The organism is Pararoseomonas sp. SCSIO 73927 (assembly GCF_037040815.1).
Classification (GTDB): domain Bacteria; phylum Pseudomonadota; class Alphaproteobacteria; order Acetobacterales; family Acetobacteraceae; genus Roseomonas.
This window is the reverse complement of sequence record NZ_CP146232.1, coordinates 2,016,618-2,035,032: the sequence shown is the minus strand read 5'-3', so window position 1 is coordinate 2,035,032 and position 18,415 is coordinate 2,016,618. Positions and strand designations below refer to the sequence as shown.

The window sequence follows — 18,415 nt, the reverse complement described above, 5'->3', positions numbered from 1 at the left end:
CAGTGATCAAAGGGCGGTGCCGAAGGCTTTTCAACACCGTGTCGGCCCGGGCCGCCGCGTCCGTCGCCTGAGGTCATCGACCTCAGGCGCACCTCCAACGCAGCCTTCCGCGGCAGCCCCCTAGAAGAAGATGAGAGGGGGTCCAGGGGGAGAGAATTCTTTCTCTCCCCCTGGGGCCGCCCGCGGGGGAGCCCGCCGCTACTTGATCTCCTCCTCCGGCATGGCGCCGAAGAACTCGTTCCGCCGCATCCAGCCGCGATAATCCGCCACCTGGACTTCGCACCAGACCTGCCCGGCCTCGCAGAGGCGGATACGGCCGAGGACGCCTGGCTTGATCCGGGCCACGACATGGGCGCCCTCCTCCGGCCGCCGGCGCAGCACGCGCTCCTCCCCGGTCACGACGAAGGTGCGGCGGCCCGTGAGGTTGGACTGGTGGACCCAGCCTTCCGTGCCCTCCAGGTCGCGGATGCGCCGCCACAGCTCGAACTCCCGCACGATCTGCACGGGCAGGTCACGGCGCTGGTAGGTCCACTCGATCGGGTAGCGGGTGCCGGGGCCGGCCCGCATGTTCACCTCCTCGGCGCGCAGGGCGGCGAAGCGCGGCAGGGGCAGCCTGGTGACGGAGCCCTCCGTGGGCTGCGGCTCGGGCGCGGGCTCCGGGGCCGGGGGGGACGGCGCGGCGGAGGCAGCCGCCCCGGCCGCACCGGCCGCGGCGCCCGCGGCCGCAGTCCCGGCGCGACGCCGGTTCGGCTGGGTTCGCGATGGGGCGACGGTGCGCGGGGCGGGGGTGGCCGAGGCGGGCGGACGGCGCGGCGTGCCCTGGGCCGCCCCGGCCGGAGGGGCGCTGCCGGACGAGGCAGTGCCGGGGGGCTGGGTTGCCGGGGCGAAGGGCGTGCCCGACGGCCGGGACGGCGCGGCGGGCCGCGCAGGGCTGGCAGGCGGTGCGGCCTGGGACGGACGAGGCCGCGCCGGGGCGCCTCCGGTCGCGGGTGGGGCGCCCCCGCTTGCGGGTGGGGATGCGGGTGCCGCCTGGGGGGTGGCGGGGGCCGTGGGCGGCGCAGCGCTGCGCGGCACGGGCGGCGGCAGGCTCTGTGCCATGGCGGCCGGCGCCGTGGCAGCAAAGGCCAGGACGGCGGAGGCCAGCACAGGGGGGGCCACCACAGGGGGGGCCACCACAGGGGGGACCAGCACAGAGGGGGCGAGCAGCAGCGGCAGGAGGAGGAGCGGGCGTTTCATCGCACCGCGATCAGCGCGGAACCGCCCGGCGGGGTCAAGACGCCCCGCCCGCATTCCCGGCCGGCATCACAGGGAAAGCAGCTGTCCCGTGCCCACGGCCCCGAGAAAAGTGACCACCCCCGCCACCTCCACCCCTTTCGCCAGCTCGGGCGCGGCGATGCCCTCCGCCCGCATCCCGGCCTCGCAGGCGATGCGGCGGATGCCGAGCTCCTCGGCCGCCTCCGCCAGGGTGGCGATCCCCGCGACCGCGCGGGCCTCCAGCAACGCCTCGCGCGGGTCGGCCAGCAACGGGGCGTCCCGGCGGAACAGGGCTAGGCCGGCATTGGTGGCGAAAAGGGTGACGGGCCGCCCCACCGCCGCCGCGGCGGTGGCCAGCACGAGGGCGTAGTGCGCGGGCTCGTGCCCCGCCCCGCGCAGGAGGATGCCGAGCGGGGTCATCCCCCGGCGCAGACCGGACAAGCCGGGTCGCGCTTCAGGCGGATGGTGCGGAAGCGGGTGTCCAGCGCGTCCCACAGCAGCAGGCGACCGGACATGGATTCGCCGATGCCGAGGATCTCCTTCAGCACCTCCGTGGCCTGCAGCGTGCCCATCACCCCGGTGACGGCGCCCAGCACCCCCGCCTCTCCGCAGGAGGGGACGAGGCCGTCGGGCGGCATCTCCGGGTGCAGGCAGCGATGGCAGGGGTGCGGCGCGCCGAGATGCGACTTGAAGGTGGAGAGCTGGCCCTCGAAGCGGAGCACCGCGGCCGAGACGAGGGTGCGGCCGAGCTGGTGGCAGAGGTCGCCCAGCAGGAAGCGGGTGGGGAAGTTGTCCGTGCCGTCGCAGACCAGGTCGTAGCGGGGGATCAGGTCGCGGGCCGCGGCCTCGTCCAGGCGGCGCAGGTGGGTCTCGACCTTCGTCAACGGGTTCAGGGCGGCGAGGGTGATGGCCATGCTCTCCACCTTCGGGCGGCCCACCCGGCCCGTGGTGTGCGCCACCTGACGCTGTAGGTTCGAGAGCTCGAGCGTGTCGTGGTCGATCAGGCCGATCGTGCCGACGCCCGCCGCCGCGAGATAGAGCGCGAGGGGAGATCCCAGGCCGCCGGCGCCGACCACCAGCACGCGGGCCTCGCGCAGCCTCGCCTGGCCGACCGCCCCGACCTCCCCGAGGAGGATGTGGCGGGAGTAGCGGTGGAGTTCGTCCTCGGTGAAGTCGAGATCGGGGAGCGCGTCCATGGGGGGGATGTCGGCGGTCCGGGGTCGCGGGGCAAGGCGCGGCTAGTGCGTGCCAGTGCTGCTGAAACCCGTGCTGCCGAAACCGCCGGCCCCGCGCGCCGTCCCCTCCAGGCTCTCCGCCTCCTCGAACACCGCCCGCGTCACCGGCGCCAGCACGGCCTGGGCGATGCGCATGCCGCGCTCCACCGTGAAGCTCTCCTGCCCGGCGTTCAGGACAATCACCCCCACCTCGCCGCGATAGTCCTCGTCGATCGTGCCGGGAGAGTTCGCCAGGACGATCCCGTTCTTCAGGGCCAGGCCGGAGCGGGGGCGGATCTGCCACTCGTGGCCGGGCGGCAGGGCCACGGTCAGGCCGGTCGGCACCAGCGCGCGCTCGCCCGGAGGGATCGTCAGCGGGGCCTCCACCGCCGCCAGCAGGTCCATCGCCGCCGCGCCATCGGTGGCGTAGGCGGGCAGCGGCAGGTCGGCGGCGTGGGGCAGGCGCACCACGCGAATGGTCGCGGTCATGCCCGCAGCGCCTCCGCGATGCGGTCCGCCAGCCGCGCGGCCACCTCGGCCTTCGGCAGGCGCGGCCAGTCCTCCACGGCGGCGGCGGTGACGAGGTGGACGAGGTTTTCCGCGCCGCCCATCACGTCGCCGGAGACGTCGTTCGCCACGATCCAGTCGCAGCCCTTGCGCGCCAGCTTCGCCCGCGCGTGCTCCACCACCCGCTCCGTCTCCGCGGCGAACCCCACCACCAGCCCCGGGCGCCGGGGGTGGCGGGACAGGGTGGCGAGGATGTCGGGGTTCGGCACCAGGGCCAGGGGCGGGGCGGCGTCGTCGGCGGGCTTCTTCATCTTCTGCCCGGCCACTTCCGCCGGGCGCCAATCCGCCACGGCGGCGGCGAAGACCGCGGCATCGGCGGGCAGCGCCGCCTCGCAGGCCGCCAGCATCTCCCGCGCCGTCTCCACATGGCGCACCGTGACGCCCGCGGGGTCGGCCAGGGTCACGGGGCCGGAGACGAGCGTGACCCGCGCGCCCAGCGCCGCCAGCGCCGCCGCGATGGCGTGGCCCTGCTTCCCGGAGGAGCGGTTGGCGATGTAGCGCACGGGGTCCAGCGGCTCGTGCGTGGGTCCGGAGGTGACGAGGACGTGCCGGCCGGAGAGCGGCAGCGCCCCCGGCTCCGTGCCGCGCAGGCTGTGCGAGGCCACATCGGCCGCGGGGGCCTGGGAGGCGGAGAAGCTGGAGGGCGCGGCCTCGTCCGGGTCCGCATGGTGGTCGGCAGCGTGGGGCTTGCCGTTGCTGAAGCTGGAGCCGCCCTCGGCCGCTGCGGGGGCGCGGTGCGCGGCGAAGGGGCGGCCCTCGGCCTCGTCAGCAGGGGCCTCGGCCTGGGCGGCGATGGCGGCGTCTAGCGCATCCTCCAGCGCCGAATCCGGGGCGCCGTGCTCGGGATCGGAGAGGATGGAGTCGATCGCCGCCAGGATGGCCAGCGGCTCGGAGAGGCGGCCCGTGCCGCTCTCCGCCTCCGCCATCAACCCGTCCTCCGGCCCGACGAACTGGACGCCGCGCGCCATCAGCGTCGCCACGTTCGCCCCCGTGGCGGGGTGCGCCCACATGGTCGGATTCATCGCGGGCGCGACCAGCACCGGCCCGTTCCAGGCCAGCAGCACGGCGCCCGCCAGGTCGTCCGCCATCCCCGCGGCCATGCGCGCCAGCCGGTCGGCGGAGGCGGGCGCGACCACCACCAGGTCCGTCTCCCGCGCCAGCCGGATGTGCCCGCGGTCCGCCTCCTCGCGGAGCGACCACAGGTCCTCGGCCAGCTTCCGCCCGGTGATCGCCTGCAGCGCGTGCGGGGTGACGAAGCGCGCCCCGCCCGCCGTCAGCAGCCCCGTGACGGTGGCCCCCGCCTTGCCCAGCAGCCGGGCCAGCTCCAGCGCCTTGTAGGCAGCAACGGAGCCGGAGACGACGAGGAGGACGCGCTTGCCGTTCATGGATTCAGGCCCCGGATGTTTGGGTCGAAGGCAACGGCCGTGCCGGCGTCGAACCACGCGGCGGCATTCCCCGCCCCCGCGCTGCCCAGCGCGGGGTGTCGGCCGAGGCCGGGGACGTAGAGCTGGTCGATCAGCAGGTGCGGGGCCTCGGGCGCGATGACCCGGCGCTCTCCCCCGCCCTCCGCCGTCAGGCCGGGCCCGGCATGCGCGGCCAGGAGGATGCCGGGGCGGATGCGCACGCGCACGATCACGTCGGCATCCGTCCACTCCTGCGGCAGGGCGAGCTGGCGGCGCGCCATCTCGACGAGGCCGACGCCCGCCTGCCGGGCGCGGGAGAGGAGGAGGAACATCCGGTCCTCCTCCATCCACCAGGGCGAGTTGAGCAGGGGCGCGAGGCGCTCGGCCTTGGTCCAGACGCCGCGGCGGGCGTAGGCGAGGGCTGCGAAGCGGTACATGACGTTGTCCTGCGCCAGCACCAACCGGCGCTTGACCATCAGCCCACCGTTGCGCGCGAAGAGCCCGCGCGGGTTGCGCTTCAGCGGGTCCGGGTTGGGGTCCTCGATCTTCGCCCAGTCGCCCCGGCCGCGGTCGTACTGGTAGCCTTCCGCCTCCATACGGAGAAAGCTGTTCGCCCACCAGCGCTCATTCGCGGCCGCCATGATCCCCTCCTAGAGGCGCCAGCCGGAGTGGATCGCCACGATCCCGCCGGAGAGGTTGCGGTAGGACACGTTCTCCATCCCCGCCCCGCGGAACATGCCCGCCAGCTCCTCCTGGTCCGGCATCATGCGGATGCTCTCGGCCAGGTAGCGGTAGGATTCCGAATCGTTCGCCACCCGCGCCCCAATCGCCGGCAGCGCCCGGAAGCTCCAGGCATCGTAGAGCGGGTCCAGCGCCGCCACCTGCAGGCGGGAGAATTCCAGCACCAGCGCCCGCCCGCCCGGGCGCAGCACGCGCCGCATCTCCCGCAGCACCGCCGCCTTGTCCGTGCAGTTGCGCAGCCCGAAGGCCATGGAGATCCGCTCCACGGACCGGTCCGGCAGAGGCAGGCGCTCCGCGTCGCAGCACACGAAGTCGAGGCCCGAGGCCAGCCCGCGCCCCAGCGCCCGCCCCTGCCCCACGTTCAGCATGGCGTGGTTGATGTCGGCCAGGATCACCCGCCCCGCCCCGCGCTCCCTCGCCAGGAAGCCGACATCCCCGGTGCCGGCCGCCAGGTCCAGCAAGGTGTCCCGCGGCCCCGCCCCGATGGCGTTGACGAAGATGCGCTTCCACACCCGGTGGATGCCGAGCGACATGAGGTCGTTCATCACGTCGTATTTCGGCGCCACGCTGTCGAAGACCTCGCGCACCAGCCCGGCCTTGCGGTCCCGGGGGACGGGGGTGAAGCCGAAATCGATGGTCTCGTTCATCCCGGGAAGATAGGCGCCGCCACCCCGGGCGTCACGGGTGCGCCCGCCGTGGACGAAACGGCCCCGCCGCCCCCATATCCCGGCCATGCCCGAACTGCCCGAGGTGGAGACCGTGATGCGCGGCCTCTCCACCGTGCTCACCGGCCGCACCATCGCCCGCGCCGAGACCCGCCGCGCCGGCCTGCGCTGGCCCTTCCCGGAGGGGCTGGCCGAGCGCCTCTCCGGCCGGCGGGTGGAGGGGTTCCGCCGCCGCGGCAAGTACATGCTGATGCGCCTGTCCGAGGGGGAATCCGTGCTGATCCACCTCGGCATGTCCGGCCGCATGGTCGCCCGCCCGCCCGGCGCCGATCCCGTGCCCCGCATCGCCCCCCAGGGCGCCTTCTCCGACGCGCGCGGGGCCCTGAACAAGAATGGGGGGGACGGGCTGGCCCACGAGCACCTGCTGCTGGAGACCGGGGATGGCTGGCGCGTGGGGTTCCAGGACCCCCGCCGCTTCGGCTGCGTGGACCTGATGCCGACCGAAGCGGAGGATTCTCACAAGCTCCTCGCCGGCATGGGCCCGGAGCCGTTGGAGGATGCCTTCACCCCCGCCGCCCTCTCCGCCGCGCTGAAGGGCAAGGCCACCCCGGTCAAGGCCGCGCTGCTGGACCAGGGCGTGGTTGCGGGGCTGGGCAACATCTACGTGGCGGAAGCCCTGTTCCGCGCCGGCATCTCCCCCCGCCGCCTCGCCGGCACCGTCCCTGGCGCCCGCGCCGAACGGCTGGTGCCCGCGATCAAGGCCGTGCTGACCGACGCCATCGAGGCTGGCGGCTCCTCTCTGCGCGACTACGTCCGCAGCGACGGCGAGCTGGGACGCTTCCAGGACCGCTTCGAGGTGTACGACCGCCTGGGCCAGCCCTGCCCCCGCTGCCCCGGCCCGCCCGCCTGCGAAGGCGTGCAGCGCATCGTCCAGGCCGGGCGCAGCACCTTCTTCTGCCCGCGCACGCAGCGATAACGCTTCGGTCCGTGGCCAGGGAGAGGAAGAAGGAATTCTTCCTCTCCCCGGACCCCTCACCATCATCTTTTTCTAGGCTTTGGATTTACTCCGCTGACGGTGCGCCTCGGGTCGACGACCCGAGGCGACTGCGGAGGCAGGAAGAAGCCCCTCACGCAGAGACCCCGTCTCAGGACGGCGCTGCGGCAGCTAGAAGGGGGTCCAGGGGCCTCAGGCCCTTGGCGGGGGTCCAAGGGGCGGAGCCCCTTGGGGCAACCCGGCACGATCCCGCTTGCACGAAGATAGTTTGCCCCCCTACGATCCCGACATGAACGGCGCGCAATTCAGGATGCGCCGGTGACTGGAGGAGCGATTCCGTGGCCCAACCATCGCGGTCCGCGCAGAGCCGTGCCCCGCGTCCGGCCGCCGGGGATGCGCCGCGCCTGCGCGTGCTGCCGGGCGGCGCGCCCGCGCTGCGCCTCGGCCCCTTGGGGGAGGCGTTGGGCTTTCATCTTCGCCTCGCGCAGGAGGCGTCGTTCGCGGCCTTCGCGCGCCGTACCGGGGCATCCGGCCTCAAGCCCGGCTTCTTCGCCACCCTGGCAGTGATCCACGAGAATCCCGGCCTGTCCCAGACCGCGCTCGGCAGTGCCGTGGGGCGGGACAAGTCCACCCTAACCCCGCGCCTGGCGGAGATGGAGCGGGCGGGGCTGATCCGCCGCGGCCGCTCCACGACGGACCGGCGCAGCTACGCCCTGACCCTGACGCCTGCGGGAGAGGAGGCGCTCTCCATCCTCGCCACGCATGCGGCCGCGCACGACGCGCAACTGGACGCGCTGGTGGGGACGGAGATGCGCGGCGCCCTGCTCGACGCGCTGCGACGCCTCAACCAGGGGCTGGAACCGGAAGACGAATGATGGACGGCAACACCACGGCGCGCATGACGGTGCGCGAGGCGACCTTCGCCCTGCTGCGGGGCTTAGGCGTCGACACTGTGTTCGGGAATCCTGGCTCCACGGAGCTGCCCTTTCTCGATCGCTGGCCCGCCGACATCCGCTACGTGCTGGGGCTGCAGGAGGCCAGCGTGGTGGGGATGGCGGACGGCTACGCCCGCGCCACCGGGCGCTGCGCCTTCGTGAACCTGCACTCCGCGGCGGGGGTGGGGCACGCGCTGGGCAACCTGTTCACGGCGCAGAAGAACGCGGCGCCGATGGTGATCACGGCGGGGCAGCAGGCGCGCGCGCTGCTGCCGAACTTCCCCTTCCTCGGCGCCACCGAGGCACCGCAGTTTCCCAAGCCCTACGTCAAGTTCTCCATCGAGCCCGCGCGGGCGGAGGACGTGCCGGCGGCCATCGCCCAGGCGCACCGCATCGCCACCACGCGCCCTTATGGCCCGACCTTCGTCTCCATCCCCTCCGATGACTGGTCCGCCCCCTGCACGCCGGTGCTGCCCCGTGCCTGGTTCCCCGACACGGCGCCCGATCCCGCCGCGCTGGCGGAGGCGGCGCGCCTGATCGCCGCCGCGCGCCGCCCCGTGCTGGTGGTGGGGCCGGAGGTGGACGCAGAAGGCGCGGGCCCCGCCCTGGTGGCGCTGGCAGAGCGCATGGGCGCGCCGGTCTGGACGAGCCCCTTCTCCTCCCGCCTCTCCTTCCCCGAGGACCACGCGCTGCACGCCGGGCACCTGCACGCGGCGCCGCAGCAGGTGAGCGACACGCTGATCGGGCACGATCTGGTGCTGGTGATCGGCGCGCCCGTCTTCACCTTCCACGTGACGGGCGAGTGCGCGCTGTTCCGCTCCGGCATCCCCATCCTGCACATGACGACGGATCTGGAGACCGCCGCCTCCGCGCCGGCCGGCACCTCGGTGCTGGGCAGCCTGCGGCTGGGCCTGCCGGCCCTGGCCGCCCTGTTGCCGGAGGAGGGGCGCCCCTGGCCCGCGCCGCGGCAGCGCCCGGCGCCGCCCGCCGCCTCCAGCCCGCTCAACGCCGCCTACGTGCTGCACCGCCTGGGGCAGGCCATGCCGCCCGGCACGGTGCTGGTGGAGGAGGCGCCCTCCCACCGGCCGGCGATGAACGGGCACCTGCCGGTCCGCGATTGGGGCGGGTTCTACACCATGGCCAGCGGCGGGCTGGGCTACAGCCTGCCCGGCGCCGTGGGCGTCGCGCTCGGGGGGCGCCGGCGCGTGGCCTGCCTCATCGGCGACGGCTCCTTCATGTACTCGCCCCAGGCGCTGTGGACGGCGGTGCAGGAGCGGCTGCCGATGGCGGTGATCGTGATGAACAACGCGGGCTACGGCGCCATGCGCTCCTTCTCCCGCGTGCTGCAGGTGCGGGACGCGCCGGGGATCGACCTGCCGGGGCTGGACTTCGTCGCCACCGCCCGCGGCATGGGCTGCCCGGGGCGCGCCGTGAGCACGCCGGAGGAGCTGGATGCCGCGCTGGCCGAGGCCTTCTCGGCCGATGGGCCGATGCTGGTGGAGGTCGCCGTCGATGGCGCCATCGCCAACCTCTACGACAAGCACTGAAGGAGGAGAGAACGCCATGCTGGACGTGCCGCTGATCATCGGTGAGACCGACCGCCCCGCGACGGGAGAGGCGGTCTTCGAGCGCCGCAACCCCGTGACGGGCGAGGTGGCCACCCGCGCCGCCGCCGCGACGGTGGCGGATGCGGGGGCCGCCTGCGACGCGGCCGCCGCCGCCTTCCCCGCCTGGTCCAAGCTCGGGCCGAATGCCCGCCGCGCCATCCTGCTGAAGGCCGCCGATGCCCTGGCCGCGAAGGCGCCGGAGTTCATACGCCTGATGGCGGAGGAGATCGGCGCCACCGCCGGCTGGGCCGGCTTCAACGTCCACCTCGCCGCCGGCATGCTGCGGGAAGCGGCGGCGATGACCACCCAGACCACGGGCGAGGTCATTCCCTCCGACAAGCCGGGCTGCCTCGCCATGGCGATCCGCGCGCCGGTGGGCGTTGTGCTGGGCATGGCGCCCTGGAACGCGCCCGTCATCCTCGGTGTCCGCGCCCTCGCCCTGCCGCTCGCCTGCGGCAACACCGTGGTGCTGAAGGCCAGCGAGACCTGCCCGGGAACCCACAGCCTCATCGCCCAGGCGCTGCGCGATGGCGGGGTGCCGCCGGGCGTGGTGAACGTCGTCACCCACTCCGCCACCGACGCGCCGGCGGTGGTGGAGGCGATGATCGCCCACAAGGCCGTACGCCGGATCAATTTCACCGGCTCCACCAAGGTCGGCCGCATCGTCGCCATGCACGCGGCGAAGCACCTGAAGCCCGTTCTGCTGGAGCTCGGCGGCAAGGCCCCGATGATCGTGCTGGAGGATGCGGACCTGGACGAGGCGGTGAAGGCCGCCGCCTTCGGTGCCTTCATGAACCAGGGCCAGATCTGCATGTCCACCGAGCGGCTGGTGGTGGTGGAGAGCGTGGCGGACGAGTTCGTGCGCCGCCTGGCCGATTTCGTCGGGACCCTGCCCGTGGGCGATCCGCGCACCGGCAACGTCTTCCTCGGCTCCGTGGTGGACGAGGCCTCGGCCGTGAAGGTGGAGGGTCTCATCGCCGACGCCACCGGCAAGGGCGCAACCCTGCACGGCGGCGGCGCGCGCCAGGGCACGATCATGCCGGCGGCCATCGTGGACCGCGTGACGCCCGAGATGGCGTTGTACGCCGAGGAATCCTTCGGCCCCGTCGTCGCCATGATCCGCGTGGCGGACGCCGAGGAGGCGGTGCGGGTGGCGAACGACAGCGAGTACGGGCTCTCGGCCGCCGTCTTCACCAAGGACGTGGCGCGCGGCATCGCCATCGCGCAGCGGATCGAGAGCGGAATCTGCCACGTGAACGGCCCCACCGTGCACGACGAGGCGCAGATGCCCTTCGGCGGCACCAAGGCCAGCGGCTACGGCCGCTTCGGCGGGCGCGCCGGCATCGCGGAGTTCACGGAGCTGCGCTGGATCACCGTGGAGACCCAGCCCGGCCAGTACCCCTTCCCGCCCGCCGCCAAGGCGCCGCCGCCCGCGACACCGGGCGCGCACTGAGCACCGGACCAGGAGGGAACAACAAGAAATGGCCACCATCACCCGCCGGGCGGCGCTCGCCGCCGTGCCGGCCCTGCTCGCGGCGCCCTCGCTCCGCGCGCAGGGTTCCTACCCGACCAAGCCCGTCCGCATCGTCGTCCCTTTCCCGCCGGGCGGGCTGGTGGACCTCCTCGCGCGCTCCGTCTCGCAATCCCTCGCCGCGCGGATGGGCCAGCCCTTCGTGGTGGACAACCGGGCCGGCGCGGGCGGCAACATCGGCGCGGACCTCGTCGCGAAGGCGGCGCCGGACGGCTACACCCTGCTCGCCGCCTCCATGGGGCCGCTGGCGGTCAACCAGTTCATCTACTCCTCCATGCCCTACGACACCAACGCCGCCTTCGCGCCGATCACCCTGCTGGCCACCACGCCGAAGGTGATCTGCGTGGCGAACAACCGCCCCTGGCGCAGCCTGGGCGAGCTGGTGGCGGCGGCGAAGGAGAGGCCCGGGCAGCTCACCGCCGGCTCCGCGGGCTCCGGCAGCAGCCTTCACCTCGCGCTGGAGCTGTTCAGGGGCGCGACCGGCACGGACATCCAGCACGTTCCCTACCGCGGCGCCGCGCCCGCCGTGACGGACCTCGTCTCCGGCAACATCGACCTCGTCATCGACAACGTGCCGAACATCCTGTCGCAGATCCGCGGCAACGGCGTGCGCGCCCTGGCCGTGGCGACGGAGAGCCGCCTGCCCCAGCTGCCGGAGGTTCCCACCACGGCCGAGGCGGGCGTGAACTTCCGCTTCGGCACCGCCTTCGGCATGGCCGCCCCCGCGGGCACGCCGGACGCCATCGTCAACGCCGTGGCGGAGGCCGTGGCCACCGCCCTGAAGGACCCGGCCATCGGCGGCCGGCTGGCGGAGCAGGGCACCCTCCTCGGCGGCCAGGGCCCGCGCGCCTTCGCGGCCCTGATCGAGGAAGAGAAGCGCACGCTGGAGCCGGTGATCAAGCGGGCGAACATCCGGGCGGACTAGGTCAGTACGACTTCGGCAGCCCCAGCACCTTCTCCGCGATGAAGCAGAGGATGAGCTGCGGGCTGACGGGCGCGATGCGGGGGATCATCACCTCCCGCATGTAGCGCTCCACGTGGTACTCCTTCGCATAGCCGAAGCCGCCATGCGTCATCACCGCCTGCTGGCAGGCCGCGAAGCCCGCTTCCGCCGCAAGATACTTTGCCATGTTGGCCTCGGCGCCGCAGGACATTCCCTTGTCGTAGCGCCAGGCCGCCTGCATCACGCTGAGGCGCGCGGAATCCAGCCGCATCCAGCACTCCGCCAGCGGGTGCTGGATTGCCTGGTTCTGGCCGATGGGCCGCCCGAACACCACGCGGTCCCTGGCGTACTGCGCCGCGCGCTCGATCGCGACGAAGCCCAGGCCCAGCGCCTCGGCGGCGATCAGGATGCGCTCGGGGTTCAGCCCGTGCAGGATGTACTCGAAGCCGCGCCCCTCCTCGCCGATGCGGTCCTCTTCCGGCACTTCCAGGTTGTCGAAGAAGACCTGGTTCGAATCCACGGCCTTCCGGCCCATCTTGTCGATCGGGCGCACTTCGATCCGGGAGCGGTCGAGGTCGGTGTAGAACAGGGAAAGCCCCTGGGTCGGCTTCCGCACATCCTCTAGCGGCGTGGTGCGCGCCAGGATCAGGATCTTCTCCGCGACGCCGGCGGTGGAGATCCAGACCTTCTGCCCGTTCACCACGTACTTGCTGCCCTGGCGCTCCGCCCGCGTGCGAAGGCGCGTGGTGTCCAGCCCCGTGTTCGGCTCCGTCACCGCGAAGCAGGCGCGCTCCTTCCCTGCGATCAGCGGCGGCAGCATGCGGCGGCGCTGGTCGTCCGTGCCGAAGACCACCACGGGCTGCAGCCCGAAGATGTTCATGTGCACGGCGGACGCCCCGCTCATCCCCGCGCCGGATTGCGAGATGGCCTGCATCATGATCGCGGCCTCGGTGATGCCGAGACCCGCGCCGCCGAACTCCTCCGGCATGCAGATGCCCAGCCAGCCGTCGGAGGCCAGCGCCTGGTGCAGTTCCACGGGGAACTCGCCCGTGTGGTCGCGCTCCAGCCAGTAGTCGTCCCCGAAGCGGGCGCAGATGCGGGAGACAGCCTCACGGACCGCCTCCTGCTCCTCGGTCAGCGCGAAGTCCATGCGATCTCCTCGTCGCCATTCCCCGGCAGCGCGGGCGGCGGCCGCAGCGGCGCCTCCTCCTGCCCGGCCCAGTGCCCCACCGGCGCGGTGGAGCGCAGCGTGCCTCCATCCGGCATCGCCGCTTCCCGCCAGTAGCCCACCGCGCGCAGGTGCGGGTCTTCCAGCAGCGCCTCCACGCTGTTCACCGGCGCCGCCGGAATATCCAGGCCGCAGAGCAGGTCCAGCCACTCCGCCGTGCCGCGTCCTGCCAGGATCTCTCCCACTAGCCCGTAGGCATGGTGGAAATTGGCGGTGCGCCCGGCATGGTCGCGCAGCCGGGGATCGGCCTCCATCTCCGCCTCGCGCCCCACGGCGCGGAAGAAGCGGCGCCAGTGGGCGTCGTTGTAGAGGAGCACGGCGATGTGGCCGTCCCGCGTCCGGTAGGGGCGGCGTTGCGGCGTCATCAGCCGGGGGTAGTGCGCCCCGCCCTGCGGCGGATCGAAGCTGAGACCGCCGAGATGGTCGCCCAGCACGAGGTCCGCGAAGGTCTCGAACATCGGCACCTCGATCTCCGCCCCCTCCCCGCCCCGCTCCCGCGCAAACAGCGCGGCGGTGACGGCCTGGGCGAGCTGGATGCCGACCACCCGGTCGCTCAGCGTCAGCGGCACGTAGCGCGGCTCGCCATCCGGGGAGGCGCGGCCCATGACATCGGCCAGCCCGCTGGCCGCCTGGATCAGGTCGTCATAGGCCGGGCGCGTGGCGTAGGGGCCGCCCGCGCCGTAGCCCACCGCCCCTGCCACGATAAGCCGCGGGTTCGCCTCCCGCAGCGCATCGCGCGTCAGGCCCAGCCGCGCGGCGGCATCGGCGCGCATGTTGTGCAGCAGCACGTCCGCGCCCTCCGCAAGCCGCCGCAGGGTCGCCTTCCCCTCCGGCGCCTTCAGGTCCAGCGCCACCGCGCGCTTGCCGCGGTTGAGGTGCGCGAACATCGCCCCGCCCTGGCCGGCGCGGCGCAGCACGTCGCCCTCCGGCGGCTCCACCTTCAGCACCTCCGCCCCCTGATCCGCGAGAAGGCGGGCGGCATAGGGGCCCATCACAACCGACGAACAGTCCAGCACGCGGATTCCGGCCAGCGGGAGAGGCAAGCCCGTCACTCCTTCGGAATGCCTGCGGCCTCGACCAGCTCGCGCCAGACGGTGATCTGCTGCTTCACGAAGTCACCCAGCTCGCCCGGCGTGCCGGAGAAGGCGTCGAAGCCGATATCGGCGAAGCGCTTCTTCACCTCCGGCCGCCCGATCGGCCCGCGGATGGCGGCGTTCAGCGCCTCGATCACCGGCGCGGGCGTGCGGGCCGGCGCGAAGACGCCGTTCCAGGAGGTGATATCGAAGCCCGGCAGCGCCGCCTCCGAGAGGGTCGGCGCCTCCGGCAACAGAGCGGAGCGCTCCTTCGTCGTCATGCCGAGGTTGCGCAGCTTGCCCGCGCGCAGGTTGCCCAGCCCGGCCGCGATGTCCACGAACATGCAGTCCACGCGCCCCGCGATCACGTCGGTGATGGCGGGCGGGGTGGAGCGGTAGGGGACGTGCAGCATCTCCGTGCCGGCCATCCGCGCCATGGTGGCGCCGGAGACGATGCCCGTGCTGTTGCCGCTGGCGTAGGTCATCTGCCCGCGCCGCTGCCGCGCCATGTCGAGGAAGGACTTCGCGTCGCGCGCGGACGATCCCTCCCCCACCACCAGCATGAAGGGCAGGTTTCCCACCCGCGCGACCGGTGCGAAATCCGCCACCGGATCGTAGTCCAGGTGCTTCAGCAGGGCAGGATTGGCGGAGTGCGTGGTGTTGGTGGTGACGAAGATCGTGTGCCCGTCCGGCTCCGCCCGCGCCACGAAGCCCGCGGCGATGGAGCCGTTGGCGCCCGCGCGGTTGTCCACCACGATGCTGGCGCCGCCCAGCGCCTCGCTCATCACCTGCGCCAGGATGCGCGCGCCGGCATCCGTGCCGCTGCCGGCAGCGAAGGGCACCACCATGGTAATGGGGCGCGTGGGGCGCCAGGCCTGGGCAAGGGCGGGGCGGATGGCGGGCAGCGCCAGCGCCGCGCCGAGAAGGAGGCGGCGACGCATCAGCCATGTCCTCCATTGCCGACCGTGGCGCGCCGCGTCACCTTGGCAGGATCCTCGCCATAGGGCGGCGCGTAGATGACCATGAGCTTCAGCGGCTCCTCGCTCGTCACGGTCACCACGTGCTCCACCCCGATCGGGAAGAAGCAGAAGTCGCCGGGGCCGACATCGCGCGTCTCGCCGCCCACCTCCACGCGCGCGCGGCCCTCCATGAAGTAGCAGGTCTGCTCCAGCGCCGGGTGCGCGTGCGGCAGCGCGCCGTTGCCGCGCTCGATCGTGCCGATCAGCACCTCCATCTGCGTCGATCCCACCGTCTCGGGCGCGATCACGCGGCGGTTGCTGGTGCCGGTGTGGTTGGCGGGGCTGTAGGGGGTGACATCCTCGGCGCGCAGGAAGAAGCGGCGCGCCCCCGCCACCGGGATCGGGGCCTCGGGCATCTGGACTGGTCCTCTCCAACGGCCCGCTAGCGCGGGCTCTCTCGTTCGGTGCCGCAGAAGCTGGGAGCGGCCGGGCGATAAGGCAATTGAAAAGTCCTTCTCACCCGATAAGGTCCCTTTATGGACGTGACGCTCAAGGGCCTGCGCGCCTTCCTCGCCATCGCGCGCCACCGCTCCTTCACCCGCGCCGCCGGGCTGCTGCACGTCACCCAGCCCGCCCTCACCGTGCAGATCCGCGGGCTGGAGGCCGCGCTCGGCCTGCGCCTGCTGGATCGCACCCCACAGGGGGTGGAACCGACCGAGGCCGGGGCGGAGCTGGCCCGCGTGCTGGAGGTGCAGCTGCGCGACCTCGACCACACGCTGGAGAACGTGCGCGACCTCGCCGCCCGCCGCCGCGGCACGGTGCGGCTGGCCGCCCTGCCCTCCGTCGCCTCCGGCCCCCTGCCCCGCGCCATGCTGCGGATGCGCGAACGCCACCCGGAACTGCGCGTGCGGCTGCAGGAAGCGGTGACGGGCCGCATCCACGACATGGTGCGGGCCGACATGGTGGATATCGGCATCGCCAGCGGCCCGCCCCCCGGCCCCGACCTGGCGCGGGAACCCCTGTTCCAGGACCGCATCCTGGCGATCCTGCCCGCGGACCATCCCCTGGCCGCGCGCCGCCGCATCCCGCTGGAGGCCCTGGCGCGGGAACACCTGCTGCTGCTGGAATCCAACACCTCCGTCTGGCGCGTGCTGGACGACGCCTTCGCCGCGAAGGGCCTGCGCCTCTCGCCCTTCCAGCAGGCGGTCCATACCGGCTCCCTTATCGGCATGGCGCAGGCCGGGCTCGGCATCGCCCTCCTGCCCTCCACGGCCGTCGAACTCCGCATGGCGCCGGAACTGGCCCGCTGTCCGCTCCAACCCGACCTGGTGCGGGACATCATGGTGGTGCACCGCGCCGGCCGATCCCTCTCCCCCGCGGCCGAGGCGCTGGTGGAAGCCCTGCGCGACGAGGCGGAGGACTGACTCCCGACCTCTCGATCCCAGCAAGGGTTGGTCGGGTTCTTCGCTGCCGGTCCGTGGCCAGGGAGAGGAAGAAGGAGTTCTTCCTCTCCCCGGACCCCTCACCATCATCTTTTTCTAGTAGGTGGTTTTGCCCGGCTGACGGTGCGCCTCGGGTCGATGACCCGAGGCGACTGCCAGGGCAGTAGGAGGCCCGTCAGGCAGAGACCCCGTGTCAGGACGGCGCGGCGGTAGCCAGAAGGGGGTCCAGGGGCCTCAGGCCCTTGGCGGGGGTCTAGGGGGCGGAGCCCCTTGGGTCCCGGACAGCCCAGAGCGCGCGCAACGAGCCCGTGGGAAGCCGCCCTACCGCCGGCGCCGGATCTCCCCGAGGTGCAGCCCGCCGATGGCGTGGGCCAGCCCGAAATACACGCCCAGCCCGACGGTGACGTAGGCCGCGAGGAAGGCGAGGCGCATCGTCGATCCCCCGGGGTCGGGCAGTGCGGCCCGCATTGCCAGCAGGGCCACGGCCATGGCGAGTGTGGCGATGAGCAGGCGCGGCAGGCGGCGGCGCAGGCGGCGGTCCGGCCGCCAGTGGCCGCGCCGGCGCAGCAGCACGGCCAGGGCGATCACGTTGGCCCAGGCGGCGAGGCCGGTGGCGAGCGCGATGCCGACATGGGCGAGGTAGCGGGTGAGGATCAGGTTCAGTGCCAGGTTCAGCGCGACGATGACGAGGCTGACCTTCACGGGCGTCGCCGTGTCGCCGCGCGCGAAGAAGCCGGGCACGAAGGCCTTCACGAGTACGAAGGCGGGCAGGCCGAGCGCGTAGGCGACGAGGGCGACGGAGGTGGCGGCCGCCTCCAGCTCCCCGAAGGCGCCGCGGACGAAGAGGGCGGAGATGATGGGCCAGGCCAGCACGGCCTGCGCGGCGGCGGCGGGCAGGGAGAGGGCGAGGGAGAGCTCCAGCGCCCGGTTCATCGTGCGGTGGGCGGAGAGCGGGCGGCCGCTGCGGAGCTGCTTCACCAGCAGGGGCAGCATTGCCGTGCCGACGGCGGCGCCGATGACGCCGAGCGGAAGCTGCCCGATCCGGTCCGCGTAGTAGAGATAGGAGACGGCGCCGGCGGGCAGAAGCGAGGCGATGATGACGTCCACCGCGAGGTTGAGCTGCGTGACGCCCGCCCCGAAGAGGCCGGGGACCATCCGGCGCAGCACGAGCCGCACCTCCGGCGTGATGCGCGGGAGGGAGACGATGCGGAGCGGCATCCCCGCCCGCGCCGCGGCGACCCAGACGAGGAGGAGCTGCGCGGCGCCGGAAACCGTGACGCCCCAGGCCAGCGCGTGGCCGGGCGTGGGCACGACTGGCGTGAGGACGAAAAGGGCGGCCATGGAGAGGAGGTTGAACAGCACCGGCGCGCCGGCGGCCGCGCCGAAGCGGTCCAGCCCGTTCAGCACGCCGGAGATGAGGGCGGTGAGGCAGATCAGCAGCAGGTAGGGGAAGGTGATCCGGGTCATCTCCACCGCCAGGCCGAAGCGCAGCGGCTCGTCCACGAAGCCGGGGGCCAGCACCGTCAGCACCTGCGGCATGAAGATCATGCCGAGGATCGTGAGGAGGGAGAGCCACAGCGTCATCAGCGTGGACATGCGCTCGGCCAGGAAGCGGGCCTGGGCGGCGCCCTCGGTCGTCAGCGTGGCGGCGAAGGCGGGGACGAAGGCGGCGTTGAAGGCGCCCTCTCCGAAGAGCCGCCGGAAGAGGTTCGGCAGCTTCAGGGCGATGAAGAAGGCATCCGCCACCGGCCCGGCGCCGAGCGAGGCGGCGATCAGCATATCCCGCAGGAAGCCGAGCACGCGGCTGGCCATGGTCCAGCCGCCGACGGTGAGGATGCTCTTCAGCATGGGCGGGAAAG

18 protein-coding genes are annotated in these 18,415 nt (G+C 73.1%); 6 read left to right on the top strand and 12 right to left on the bottom strand.

What is annotated here, in order from left to right:
* Positions 1-198: 198 nt before the first annotated feature.
* The 7 genes from VQH23_RS09660 to VQH23_RS09630 all read right to left on the bottom strand — a co-directional run bounded on the left by VQH23_RS09660 (position 199) and on the right by VQH23_RS09630 (position 5,826).
* Positions 199-1,236 (bottom strand): SH3 domain-containing protein, encoded by a 1,038-nt coding sequence (locus tag VQH23_RS09660; protein ID WP_338665428.1) that lies wholly within the window; start codon positions 1,234-1,236, stop codon positions 199-201.
* A 66-nt stretch (positions 1,237-1,302) separates the two neighbouring features.
* Positions 1,303-1,674: a DsrE family protein gene (locus VQH23_RS09655; RefSeq protein ID WP_338665427.1), complete on the bottom strand. Its 372-nt coding sequence runs from the start codon at positions 1,672-1,674 to the stop codon at positions 1,303-1,305.
* Positions 1,671-2,450: a molybdopterin-synthase adenylyltransferase MoeB gene (locus tag VQH23_RS09650; protein WP_338665426.1), complete on the bottom strand. Its 780-nt coding sequence runs from the start codon at positions 2,448-2,450 to the stop codon at positions 1,671-1,673. Before VQH23_RS09650 ends, VQH23_RS09655 begins: the two co-directional genes overlap by 4 nt.
* A 42-nt stretch (positions 2,451-2,492) precedes the next feature.
* Entirely contained in the window at positions 2,493-2,957 is a 465-nt protein-coding gene (dut, locus tag VQH23_RS09645) for a dUTP diphosphatase (protein WP_338665425.1), read from the bottom strand.
* On the bottom strand, positions 2,954-4,420 hold the full coding sequence (locus tag VQH23_RS09640) for a bifunctional phosphopantothenoylcysteine decarboxylase/phosphopantothenate synthase (RefSeq protein WP_338665424.1): 1,467 nt from the start codon (positions 4,418-4,420) through the stop codon (positions 2,954-2,956). Before VQH23_RS09640 ends, dut begins: the two co-directional genes overlap by 4 nt.
* Complete coding sequence (locus tag VQH23_RS09635; RefSeq protein ID WP_338665422.1) at positions 4,417-5,079, bottom strand: hypothetical protein; 663 nt, start codon at positions 5,077-5,079, stop codon at positions 4,417-4,419. The genes VQH23_RS09640 and VQH23_RS09635 overlap by 4 nt, the downstream gene beginning before the upstream one ends.
* Before the next feature lie 9 nt (positions 5,080-5,088).
* Positions 5,089-5,826 carry a class I SAM-dependent methyltransferase gene (locus tag VQH23_RS09630; protein WP_338665421.1) on the bottom strand — a complete coding sequence of 246 codons (738 nt, stop codon included), beginning with the start codon at positions 5,824-5,826 and terminating at the stop codon, positions 5,089-5,091.
* A gap of 85 nt (positions 5,827-5,911) precedes the next feature.
* Here VQH23_RS09630 and mutM point away from each other — a divergent pair, with 85 nt between their 5' ends.
* The 5 genes from mutM to VQH23_RS09605 all read left to right on the top strand — a co-directional run bounded on the left by mutM (position 5,912) and on the right by VQH23_RS09605 (position 11,836).
* Positions 5,912-6,820 (top strand): bifunctional DNA-formamidopyrimidine glycosylase/DNA-(apurinic or apyrimidinic site) lyase, encoded by a 909-nt coding sequence (mutM, locus tag VQH23_RS09625; protein ID WP_338665420.1) that lies wholly within the window; start codon positions 5,912-5,914, stop codon positions 6,818-6,820.
* A 356-nt stretch (positions 6,821-7,176) separates the two neighbouring features.
* The gene (locus tag VQH23_RS09620; protein WP_338665419.1) at positions 7,177-7,713 is read left to right on the top strand and encodes a MarR family transcriptional regulator; all 537 of its coding nucleotides are present in this window, start codon (positions 7,177-7,179) and stop codon (positions 7,711-7,713) included.
* Positions 7,713-9,320 carry a benzoylformate decarboxylase gene (gene mdlC, locus VQH23_RS09615; RefSeq protein WP_338665418.1) on the top strand — a complete coding sequence of 536 codons (1,608 nt, stop codon included), beginning with the start codon at positions 7,713-7,715 and terminating at the stop codon, positions 9,318-9,320. Before VQH23_RS09620 ends, mdlC begins: the two co-directional genes overlap by 1 nt.
* Before the next feature lie 16 nt (positions 9,321-9,336).
* The gene (locus VQH23_RS09610; protein ID WP_338665417.1) at positions 9,337-10,833 is read left to right on the top strand and encodes an aldehyde dehydrogenase; all 1,497 of its coding nucleotides are present in this window, start codon (positions 9,337-9,339) and stop codon (positions 10,831-10,833) included.
* Positions 10,834-10,861: 28 nt separating this feature from the next.
* Positions 10,862-11,836, top strand: a complete 975-nt coding sequence (locus tag VQH23_RS09605) for a tripartite tricarboxylate transporter substrate binding protein (RefSeq protein ID WP_338665416.1) — start codon at positions 10,862-10,864, stop codon at positions 11,834-11,836.
* Position 11,837: 1 nt separating this feature from the next.
* Here VQH23_RS09605 and VQH23_RS09600 read toward each other — a convergent pair whose 3' ends face one another.
* Genes VQH23_RS09600 through VQH23_RS09585 form a run of 4 tightly spaced genes read right to left on the bottom strand, consistent with a single transcriptional unit; the run spans position 11,838 to position 15,530 of the window.
* On the bottom strand, positions 11,838-13,004 hold the full coding sequence (locus VQH23_RS09600; RefSeq protein WP_338665415.1) for an acyl-CoA dehydrogenase family protein: 1,167 nt from the start codon (positions 13,002-13,004) through the stop codon (positions 11,838-11,840).
* Entirely contained in the window at positions 12,989-14,125 is a 1,137-nt protein-coding gene (locus VQH23_RS09595; RefSeq protein WP_338665414.1) for a CoA transferase, read from the bottom strand. Before VQH23_RS09595 ends, VQH23_RS09600 begins: the two co-directional genes overlap by 16 nt.
* A 5-nt stretch (positions 14,126-14,130) precedes the next feature.
* A complete protein-coding gene (locus VQH23_RS09590) occupies positions 14,131-15,096 on the bottom strand; it encodes a tripartite tricarboxylate transporter substrate binding protein (protein ID WP_338665413.1) in 966 nt (321 codons plus the stop codon).
* A complete protein-coding gene (locus tag VQH23_RS09585) occupies positions 15,096-15,530 on the bottom strand; it encodes a cupin domain-containing protein (protein ID WP_338665412.1) in 435 nt (144 codons plus the stop codon). Before VQH23_RS09585 ends, VQH23_RS09590 begins: the two co-directional genes overlap by 1 nt.
* A gap of 120 nt (positions 15,531-15,650) precedes the next feature.
* Between VQH23_RS09585 and VQH23_RS09580 the strand changes: the two genes are divergently transcribed.
* Positions 15,651-16,538 carry a LysR family transcriptional regulator gene (locus VQH23_RS09580; RefSeq protein ID WP_338665411.1) on the top strand — a complete coding sequence of 296 codons (888 nt, stop codon included), beginning with the start codon at positions 15,651-15,653 and terminating at the stop codon, positions 16,536-16,538.
* Between the two features lie 339 nt (positions 16,539-16,877).
* On the opposite strand, the gene murJ is transcribed toward VQH23_RS09580, so the two are convergent.
* The gene (gene murJ / locus VQH23_RS09575) at positions 16,878-18,404 is read right to left on the bottom strand and encodes a murein biosynthesis integral membrane protein MurJ (RefSeq protein ID WP_338665410.1); all 1,527 of its coding nucleotides are present in this window, start codon (positions 18,402-18,404) and stop codon (positions 16,878-16,880) included.
* Between the last annotated feature and the right edge of the window lie 11 nt (positions 18,405-18,415).

Coding starts and splice junctions, on each gene's coding strand:
- VQH23_RS09660 (WP_338665428.1), bottom strand. CDS start 1,236: ATGAAACGCCCGCTCCTCCTCCTGCCGCTGCTGCTCGCCCCCTCTGTG.
- VQH23_RS09655 (WP_338665427.1), bottom strand. CDS start 1,674: ATGACCCCGCTCGGCATCCTCCTGCGCGGGGCGGGGCACGAGCCCGCG.
- VQH23_RS09650 (WP_338665426.1), bottom strand. CDS start 2,450: ATGGACGCGCTCCCCGATCTCGACTTCACCGAGGACGAACTCCACCGC.
- dut (WP_338665425.1), bottom strand. CDS start 2,957: ATGACCGCGACCATTCGCGTGGTGCGCCTGCCCCACGCCGCCGACCTG.
- VQH23_RS09640 (WP_338665424.1), bottom strand. CDS start 4,420: ATGAACGGCAAGCGCGTCCTCCTCGTCGTCTCCGGCTCCGTTGCTGCC.
- VQH23_RS09635 (WP_338665422.1), bottom strand. CDS start 5,079: ATGGCGGCCGCGAATGAGCGCTGGTGGGCGAACAGCTTTCTCCGTATG.
- VQH23_RS09630 (WP_338665421.1), bottom strand. CDS start 5,826: ATGAACGAGACCATCGATTTCGGCTTCACCCCCGTCCCCCGGGACCGC.
- mutM (WP_338665420.1), top strand. CDS start 5,912: ATGCCCGAACTGCCCGAGGTGGAGACCGTGATGCGCGGCCTCTCCACC.
- mdlC (WP_338665418.1), top strand. CDS start 7,713: ATGGACGGCAACACCACGGCGCGCATGACGGTGCGCGAGGCGACCTTC.
- VQH23_RS09610 (WP_338665417.1), top strand. CDS start 9,337: ATGCTGGACGTGCCGCTGATCATCGGTGAGACCGACCGCCCCGCGACG.
- VQH23_RS09605 (WP_338665416.1), top strand. CDS start 10,862: ATGGCCACCATCACCCGCCGGGCGGCGCTCGCCGCCGTGCCGGCCCTG.
- VQH23_RS09600 (WP_338665415.1), bottom strand. CDS start 13,004: ATGGACTTCGCGCTGACCGAGGAGCAGGAGGCGGTCCGTGAGGCTGTC.
- VQH23_RS09590 (WP_338665413.1), bottom strand. CDS start 15,096: ATGCGTCGCCGCCTCCTTCTCGGCGCGGCGCTGGCGCTGCCCGCCATC.
- VQH23_RS09585 (WP_338665412.1), bottom strand. CDS start 15,530: ATGCCCGAGGCCCCGATCCCGGTGGCGGGGGCGCGCCGCTTCTTCCTG.
- VQH23_RS09580 (WP_338665411.1), top strand. CDS start 15,651: ATGGACGTGACGCTCAAGGGCCTGCGCGCCTTCCTCGCCATCGCGCGC.
- murJ (WP_338665410.1), bottom strand. CDS start 18,404: ATGCTGAAGAGCATCCTCACCGTCGGCGGCTGGACCATGGCCAGCCGC.